Origin of the sequence: Bradyrhizobium uaiense (genome assembly GCF_010811875.1) — a bacterium.
GTDB lineage: Bacteria > Pseudomonadota > Alphaproteobacteria > Rhizobiales > Xanthobacteraceae > Bradyrhizobium > Bradyrhizobium uaiense.
In genome coordinates this window covers 1-246 of sequence record NZ_VKHP01000868.1, presented here as the reverse complement: position 1 = coordinate 246, position 246 = coordinate 1, and the positions used below count along the sequence as shown (strand labels likewise).

At 65.9% G+C, this 246-nt stretch carries 1 protein-coding gene; it reads left to right on the top strand.

The window, feature by feature from the left end:
* A partial coding sequence (locus FNJ47_RS52405) for a DUF4112 domain-containing protein (protein WP_236000636.1) occupies positions 1 to 246 on the top strand: 246 nt, incomplete at both ends.

Here is a 246-nt window from a genome sequence, read left to right as displayed (position 1 = left end):
TCGGCCTGATCCCGGTGATCGGCGATATCATCACGACAGCGATCTCGCTGTGGCTGGTGCGCGAGGCCCGTCTGCTGGGCGCGCCGTGGCACATCACCGCGCGGATGCTGGCCAATGTCGCCGTCGATGCCGTAGCGGACATTGGTGCCCGGCACGACGAAGGCGACGTCGAGCAGCTTCGCGATCATCTCCAGCCGCTGAAGCCGCTGCTCACGCGTCAGATTGCCGAACGGATTGGCACTGGAG